The 8,772-nt window shown below is 36.0% G+C and carries 7 protein-coding genes; 3 read left to right on the forward strand and 4 right to left on the reverse strand.

Annotated elements, in window-relative coordinates; translation table 11 throughout:
- Positions 1-23 precede the first annotated feature (23 nt).
- From pyc to BTHG_RS04405, 3 genes are all read right to left on the reverse strand, one after another.
- Complete coding sequence (pyc, locus tag BTHG_RS04395; protein ID WP_010282779.1) at positions 24-3,464, reverse strand: pyruvate carboxylase; 3,441 nt, start codon at positions 3,462-3,464, stop codon at positions 24-26.
- Positions 3,465-3,529: 65 nt separating this feature from the next.
- The gene (ftsW, locus tag BTHG_RS04400; RefSeq protein WP_010282781.1) at positions 3,530-4,747 is read right to left on the reverse strand and encodes a putative lipid II flippase FtsW; all 1,218 of its coding nucleotides are present in this window, start codon (positions 4,745-4,747) and stop codon (positions 3,530-3,532) included.
- Between the two features lie 222 nt (positions 4,748-4,969).
- On the reverse strand, positions 4,970-5,251 hold the full coding sequence (locus tag BTHG_RS04405; RefSeq protein ID WP_010282783.1) for a YlaN family protein: 282 nt from the start codon (positions 5,249-5,251) through the stop codon (positions 4,970-4,972).
- A 225-nt stretch (positions 5,252-5,476) separates the two neighbouring features.
- Between BTHG_RS04405 and BTHG_RS04410 the strand changes: the two genes are divergently transcribed.
- A complete protein-coding gene (locus BTHG_RS04410) occupies positions 5,477-5,968 on the forward strand; it encodes a molybdopterin-binding protein (RefSeq protein ID WP_010282785.1) in 492 nt (163 codons plus the stop codon).
- A 100-nt stretch (positions 5,969-6,068) separates the two neighbouring features.
- Here BTHG_RS04410 and BTHG_RS04415 read toward each other — a convergent pair whose 3' ends face one another.
- Entirely contained in the window at positions 6,069-7,397 is a 1,329-nt protein-coding gene (locus BTHG_RS04415; protein WP_010282788.1) for a PhoH family protein, read from the reverse strand.
- 202 nt (positions 7,398-7,599) lie between these two features.
- Between BTHG_RS04415 and BTHG_RS04420 the strand changes: the two genes are divergently transcribed.
- Positions 7,600-8,214 carry a YhcN/YlaJ family sporulation lipoprotein gene (locus BTHG_RS04420; protein WP_087947061.1) on the forward strand — a complete coding sequence of 205 codons (615 nt, stop codon included), beginning with the start codon at positions 7,600-7,602 and terminating at the stop codon, positions 8,212-8,214.
- Between the two features lie 334 nt (positions 8,215-8,548).
- The gene (locus BTHG_RS04425) at positions 8,549-8,755 is read left to right on the forward strand and encodes a YlaI family protein (protein WP_010282793.1); all 207 of its coding nucleotides are present in this window, start codon (positions 8,549-8,551) and stop codon (positions 8,753-8,755) included.
- The last annotated feature ends 17 nt before the right edge of the window (positions 8,756-8,772 follow it).

Consider the following 8,772-nt stretch of genomic DNA (forward strand, 5'->3'; position numbering starts at 1 on the left):
TTAGTCTATGGGGCTCTTTTTTATTATTTTGTTAGCTCTAGTAAAAGGTCTCCTGTTTGGATAGCTTCACCGTTCGCAACGTGAATATCCTTCACAACACCTGAGAATGGTGCTTGGACAGTCGTTTCCATCTTCATTGCTTCTGTAATCATGAGATGGTCGCCTTTATTTACTTTTTCGCCTTTTTCTACTAACACTTTAATAACCGTTCCAGGCATTGTTGCACCAATATGATTTTCATTATCACGGTCCGCCTTTAGCTTTGCAACAACTGTTGATTTAATATTCGTATCCTTAACGATAACTTCACGAGGCTGACCATTTAGTTCAAAATAGACAACTCTTGTTCCATCTGCCTGGGCTTGACCAACTGAAACAAGTTTCACAATTAATGTCTTCCCTTGTTCAATTTCTACTTCGATTTCTTCACCTAGTCTCATTCCATAAAGGAAAGTTGGTGTATCCAGCATCGAAATATCGCCAAACTGCTCAAACATTTTTTGATAATCCATAAACACCTTTGGATATAAAGCATAGGATATCATTTCTTTATTCGTTACATCACGATTTAAACTGTGTGTTAATGTATCTTTTACATCACTAAAATCAACAGACTCTAGTAATTCTCCAGGACGGACATTAATCGGTTCACGTCCCTTCAAAATGATGCGTTGAAGTTCTTTAGGGAAACCACCATGCGGTTGACCAAGATATCCTTCAAACAGTTCTACAACTGAATCTGGAAAATCAAGGGTTTCTCCTCTTTCATAAATATCATCTTCAGTTAAATTATTTTGAACCATGTAAAGTGCCATATCCCCAACTACTTTTGAAGAAGGTGTTACTTTCACGATATCGCCAAACATATCGTTTACACGACGATACATTTCTTTAACCTCTTCCCATCTTGAGCCAAGACCAACTCCCTTAGCTTGTTGTTGAAGATTACTATATTGTCCACCAGGCATTTCATGTTGGTAGATTTCAGTATGTGGTGCATTCATGCCACTTTCAAAGTCTTTATAATATTTACGAACTCCTTCCCAGTAACGTGCAATCTCTTCATAGGCTGTGACAGAAAGGTCTGGTTTTCTTTCGGTCCCTTCTAAAGCATATAATAATGAGTTTGCACTTGGTTGAGAGGTTAGACCTGCCATAGAGCTTACGGCTACATCAACAATATCTACTCCCGCTTCAATCGCTTTTGCATAAGTGAATAATCCATTACCACTTGTATCATGTGTGTGCAAGTGAATAGGAATCGATACTGTCTCTTTTAATGCTGAAATTAATGTATATGCCGCTTGTGGTTTAAGTAAGCCGGCCATATCCTTAATTCCAAGCATATGCGCACCTGATTGTTCAAGTTCTTTTGCAAGATCTTTGTAATATTGTAAATCATATTTTGTTCGTGTTGAATCACTGATGTCACCAGTGTAACAAATCGCAGCTTCTGCTATTTTTCCATTATTACGGACAGAATCAATAGCTAAAGTCATTCCCTTAACCCAGTTCAAACTGTCAAAGATACGGAAAACATCGATTCCAGACTCGGCTGATTCCTTTACAAACTCACGAATTAAATTATCTGGGTAGTTCTTATAACCAACTGCATTAGATGCACGAAGTAGCATTTGGAATAAGATATTTGGAGCTTGCTTACGTAATGAAGCTAAACGCTCCCATGGATCTTCATTTAAGAAGCGGTATGCCACATCAAATGTTGCTCCACCCCACATTTCAAGTGAGAATAATTCTGGTAATAGTCGTGCAGTTGGGTCTGCAATATGCTTAATATCATTTGTTCTAAATCTTGTTGCAAGTAAAGATTGGTGAGCATCACGGAAAGTTGTATCGGTAAATAGAACTTGTTTTTGTTCTTTAACCCAATTTACGACACCTTCAGGACCATGTTCGTCTAAAATTTGTTTTGTTCCTGTAGGGACTGGCTCATCATGTCTTACTTTTGGTAAAAATGGCTTATCAAACACTGGCTTTCTTTTCTTTTCTACACCTGGGAAACCATTGATTGTAACATTTCCGATATAGGAAAGCATTTTTGTTCCGCGGTCCTTTGGTTTTGGGAAAATGAACAACTCAGGTGAAGAATCAATAAATGATGTATCATATTCACCTGATAGGAACTTTTCGTGCTTAACCACATTTTCTAGGAATGGAATATTTGTTTTAATTCCACGGATTCTGAATTCCTTCAAGTTTCTGACCATTTTAGATGCAGCTTGCTCAAAAGTTAACGCATGTGTAGAGAGTTTAACTAAAAGTGAATCATAATATGGTGTAATCACTGCACCTTGGAATCCATTTCCTGCATCAAGACGAACTCCAAATCCCCCACCACTTCGATATGCACTAATTTTACCTGTATCAGGCATAAAGTTATTTAATGGATCTTCGGTTGTAACACGTGATTGAATCGCATATCCATGAGTACTAATATCTTCCTGACTAGGAATAGATATTGCATTACTATGCAAGGAATGACCTTCTGCAACTTGAATTTGAGTTTGAACAATATCAATACCAGTAATCATTTCAGTAATTGTATGTTCAACCTGAACACGTGGGTTTACTTCGATAAAGTAAAACTCGTCATTTGCTACAAGGAATTCCACAGTTCCCGCATTTAGATACTGAACATTTTTCATTAATTTCACTGCAGCATCACAAATATCTTGGCGTAATTGTTCAGATAAAGATACACTTGGTGCAACTTCAACCACTTTTTGGTGACGTCTTTGAACTGAGCAGTCCCGCTCATAAAGATGAACAATATTCCCTTGACTGTCCCCGATAATTTGGACTTCAATATGTTTTGGATTTTCAATTAGCTTTTCAATATATACTTCATCACTACCAAATGCAGCCTTAGCCTCTGATTTAGCTCGTTCATATGACTCTTTAATACCAGCCTTATTGCGGACAATACGCATTCCGCGACCACCACCACCAAGCGATGCCTTGATGATTACTGGGTATCCGTGTTCTTCTCCAAATCTTACGGCTTCTTCTAAGTTTTTTAATGGGCCGTTACTTCCTGGAATAACAGGTATTTGAGCTTTTTCTGCTTGATGTCTTGCTTTTACCTTATCTCCAAACATATCTAAATGGGAAGATTTAGGACCGATAAAGATAATATTTTCTTCTTCACATCTTCTTGCAAATTCGATATTTTCGGATAAAAACCCATAACCTGGATGAATCGCATCAACGTCATTGTTTTTTGCAATTTCAATAATTCCTTCGATATCCAAATACGCTTCAATAGGTTTCTTTCCTTCACCAACTAAGTAAGCCTCATCGGCTTTATAACGATGATAAGAACCTGCATCTTCTTTAGAATATATAGCAACTGTACGAATATGTAACTCCGTACATGCTCTGAATACACGTATAGCGATTTCCCCGCGATTGGCAACTAGTACCTTCTTGATGCGCTTCTCCATAAAAATCCTCCTTCAAAAAATAAAAAATAAAAATATAAAATTTATCATCAACATATAGATAGTTTTTATCTATATGAGACATAGTTTTTTTGATAAGAATGAGCCGATTGGTTTTGTGGCTTTGTTTCTTTTGTACTATACGTAGAATGATAATTTGTAAACATTGAAACATTTATTAAGATCCCCATGGATGCCATTAATAACAATAAAGAAGAACCTCCGTAGCTAATAAATGGCAATGTAACCCCCGTAATTGGTATAATACCCGTCAAACCTCCTAAGTTAATAAAAGTTTGAATCGCAATCATAGAGGAAATGCCGATTGCTAGTAAACTACCAAATGGGTCAGTACATTTTCTTGCAATTTGGAATCCTCGAAAAACAATATATGCTATCAATAATAACACAAATAAAACTCCAAATATACCTAATTCTTCTGCAATAACCGCCATAATAAAATCTGTATGGGCTTCCGGGAGGTAATTAAACTTTTGAATACTTTGGCCTAACCCAAGGCCTGTCCAACCTCCAGCTCCTAATGCAATATACGAGTTAACCAATTGGTGCCCATCATCTTCCACTTCCCCGAATGGGTCTAAGTACCCTACAAAACGGCCAATTCTTTCTTTCGAGAAAATTTCATCTGATAATATAAAAATAATGGGTGATAAAATGACTGCTGTTATAAGAGCAAGCAAAACTAATTTCCCTATGCTCCTAATCCCCATCCCTGAACAAACGATAACTGTTAAAGCTATTAATCCAATAATAAATGCTGTACCAAAGTCTGGTTGAATAGCTACAGTAGCGCAAATAAATAAGGTGAAAATTATAGGTGGCATGACAGCCTTATCAAATTGGTTTATATAGGCTTGTTTTTTTGAGTAAACCGCGGCAAGATAAATAATGACACTTAGCTTTGTAAACTCGGAGGGCTGAATCCCCCTTGCCCCTAACATAATCCAGCTTTGTGCATTATTTGCTGTATGTCCAACGACAAATACTAACAAAAGCATTCCAACTGAACCAAGGACAATAAACAGAAGAACTTTTTTTGTTGCATAAATTTTATAAGGTAAGATCATGGTAAAGACAAATGCAGCTGCACCTACGAGTAAGGCTAATTTTTGTCTATCAAAAAAGAAGGATGGGTTTTCTCCAAACTTAGGGGCTGAGGCAATGACCATGCTTGCACTATAGACCATGACTAGTCCAAAAGAACATAAAAGAAAAACAGCAAGAACTAACGTATAATCATATGATTTTAAAATTTTCTTAAGCATTGGCATCTTCCTCTAATAATACAAGGTATAATTATTTATTGTACTATATTTTTTTATTTCATATCGCAAAAATCCTTTATTTTCTATTAAACTTTTAATCTATGTAATGCAACAACCTTTTTTTAAAGTACTGGAAAAATGAAATACTGTAAACCCATCTTATAAAAAAACTCAAATTATCCTTGAGTCAGGTTAATTTGAGTTATTTTATATATTGGTTACTTATTTTCTAGTCGAAGCTTCATGAAGAACGGATAATTCACGTTCAAGTTTTGCAAGGAGTTCTTTACCTTCAAAACTCTCTATTAATCCCAATCTCACAGCAAAGTCTATTTCTCTAGATAATCCGAACATTTGCGTATCAAGCACTTCTTCATATAATGGGCATTGAGGCATTGTTAAATTATCCATTTGTACTTTAATAAGTTTTAATATTTTTTCAGCATCTGCTTGTAATAAAGACAATGCTTTTTCACGATGATTCACAGAAATCTCTGAAGTCAATTCATAACCCCTCCGTTTTCGAAGCGATACCTAATCCTATCTATAAATATTAACCTGTAAACAGTAAAATTGCAAGAATAAATAGACAAAAACTAGTACTCTTTACTATAAATTTACGGAACAGATCAGCGTTTTTTGATCAATTTTCATTGGACAAGAAAAAAGCTGATACTTCCTATTACGTGTTAAAACATCTATAATAAGAGGGAAAGGATTGATTTATACATGATTATGATAATTGAGGGTAAGACAAAGTTTAAAATTACACTTGACCCAAGTGTGTGGATTTTTGATGACCGTAGAGTTGATTTACTTACATATTTTGAGTCGGAACAAAAGAATGAGGAAGATTTAAGCGAATACACAAAATCAGTTTCAAAACATTGGGATCGCGAAATCCGTGAAGGGGCTATTTACCCTCCGACTTTAAAGACTGAGAAAAAGTTTTTAAAAGAAAAAATTTTGACTGGTACATTTGGGATTCCACTGAAGGACTTCATTAACAATGCGGAACCATTAGAGGACGCTATTACATTAAAAATTGTGCAGAAAGACCAAGAAACGACTGTTCCACTAAGTGAAGCATATGAAGCCATTCTAGGATTTTCACAAGATGGTAAGCCTTTACGTGAAGACGGTCCAGTCCATTTTTATTTTGGAGACGGTTCAAACCGTAAGAATCCTATAAAAAATATTACTGGGTTGATTATTGAATAAGATAGAAAGCAGAAGTGCCTTGCTAGGCGTTGGAGTTAGACATGAAAATAGAGCCTGTCACTTTCTTATTTCTAGAGGTAGTGACAGGCTTTGAATGTTTCTAAAGGATATCTGCAGCTAATTGTGCAAGTCCAGACCTCTCACCTTTAACAAGACGAATATGTCCAGCTATCCTTTGATCCTTAAATTTCTCCACCACATATGTTAACCCATTATTGTATTCATCCAAGTATGGATGGTCAATTTGCTCAGTATCACCCATAAACACGATTTTACTTCTTTCCCCTACTCTAGTGAGTATGGTCTTTACCTCGTGCTTTGTTAAATTTTGCGCCTCATCAATAATAATAAATTGCTCTGGTATGCTTCTGCCTCGAATATAGGTTAGGGCCTCCACTTCTATCGATCCCATTCCTGCTAAAATGGCATCCAATTCTCCGGGTTTTTTTGTATTAAATAAATATTCCAGATTATCATATATCGGCTGCATCCACGGCCTAAGCTTTTCCTGTTTCTCTCCAGGTAGGAACCCAATATCTTTTCCAACAGGTACAATTGGGCGAGCCACTAATAGTTTTTTATACTGCCCCAAATCCTCTGTCTGCATCAATCCAGCTGCTAGTGCTAGCAATGTTTTACCTGTACCGGCTTTACCTATTAATGTGACTAATGGAATATCATCTCTTAATAACAACTCAAACGCCATCGTTTGTTGTACATTTCTTGGCTTAATACCCCAAATATGATCCTGTTTAAAATTGAGCTTCCTTACCACTTTTCCTGTTTTATCTACAATTCCTATAGCAGATGAGGAACCTCCTAGCGCATCTTTTAATATAATAAATTGATTTGGATAAAATGGATGATTCACTAACTCTGTTACATGAAGCTCACCTTTTTCATAAAAAAGGTCAAGAAGGTTGCGGTTTATATAAATCTCGAGGAATCCCGAATAAATATGATCAATCTCCACAACACGATCATTTAGAAAATCTTCCGATTGTAATCCTAATGCATCGGCCTTCACACGGACTAGCGCATCCTTACTGACTAATATCACCTGTTTCCCATTTTCTTTTACTTGTTCTTCTAATGAGAGGTTTTTGGCAACTGCCAGGATACGATTATCATTTGTTTTCTCAACAAAGATATCTTGTAGTTCATGGAAAGATCTATGGTTTAATTCAATTCGCAAGCTTCCACCAGTTTCAAGCTGAATTTTCTCGTGCAGCTTTCCTGTTTGCCGCAAATTATCTATAAGCTTTGAAACTTGCCTAGCATTTCTACCTATTTCATCCATATAACGTTTTTTTGAGTCTACCTCTTCTAACACTACTGCTGGAATAACAACCTCATTATCTTCAAATGAAAATAGTGCTCTTGGATCTTGCAGTAATACATTTGTGTCTAATACATAAATTTTCCCCAAAATCACGCCTCCTACTCAAGTGGGTTTCATTTTTTGTTTTAGGAGTGAAACAGGTTATCCATTCGTTAATGAATTTTTTTAATATTATATTAGTCAATCCTATTTTTTGTTCGTGTAAGGACGACCATTGATAAAAATATATGTATGGATGCATAAAGATAGAAGAATAATTAAACAATAAAAAAAGAAAACACATTGAACGATGGGAGGCAAAACGGTGAGATATATCTATATCCTTCTGTTCTCAAGTATAATGTTTATTGTTTCAGGTTGCGGTTTTAATAATAATGCTAAAGAAGAAGTAGATGACACTCGTGTAAAGGTTCAAAATACTGTCGAAAACAATATCGACAGAAAAACAGGACAAGAAATTGCAAATCATCTTGTTGATCTTGCAAGTGGTGTCCCTAATGTAAATGACGCAACAGCAGTAGTGCTAGGGAAGTTTGCAGTGGTGGGAATTGATGTAGATTCAAAATTAGAGCGCTCGAGAGTACAAACGATAAAATATTCAGTTGCTGAAAGTTTACAACATGATCCTCACGGTGCAAATGCGATTGTTATTGCGGATGCGGACACCTATGAGCGATTGAAACAAATGAAGAAACAAATTGAAGACGGAAGACCAGTCACAGGCGTTTTAGATGAACTGGCACAAATTGTTGGTAGATTGGTCCCTGATATACCAAGTGACTTAATTGACAACCAAAACACAGAGCCAACGAAATCAAATAACCGACAACTAAATCCAAAAGAACAACAGAAAATTGATAAAGAACAACAAGATCAGTCGAATGATAAAATGGGTAATAAATAATAGGTAAAGTAGCGCGAGAAAACATTTAAATTTCTCGCGCTGTTTTCATCTATTGACGGTTAAGTAAAATGAAGGAATTTCACGATTATACACTCTGCTCGGTATCCAATGACTGGATGAAAAACTTTTTAAGCAAGACTCCGCTCTGTTCGGCCCTTCATCAACGGCATTAAGAACTTTTCACCAATGGTTTCCACTCATTCGGTCCATCATTAATTTTTCATTTAAAAACCTGTATATATTCCCCATTAAAAAGACAAACTTTGTCAGAAAAGTATGGATTGTTGTATAATGGAAAAATAGATATTTGATAATGCTAGAGGGGTACATAATTATGAAAGTAAAATGCGTAATCTGTGATAAAATTGAAGACATTGAGGATGAATCAAGCCTTGCAAAACGACTTAGAAATCGACCAATCCATACATATATGTGCCAAGAATGCCATGATAGAATCGAACTAAGAACGAAAGAACGAATCGCAACAAATAAATTCAAGCTTTACCGCAAAAAGAAAACCGACGATGATTGGTGGGACTAACAAAAAGCCGAGCGCAA

Origin of the sequence: Bacillus timonensis (assembly GCF_000285535.1) — a bacterium.
In the GTDB taxonomy this organism is placed as follows: domain Bacteria; phylum Bacillota; class Bacilli; order Bacillales; family Bacillaceae_L; genus Ferdinandcohnia; species Ferdinandcohnia timonensis.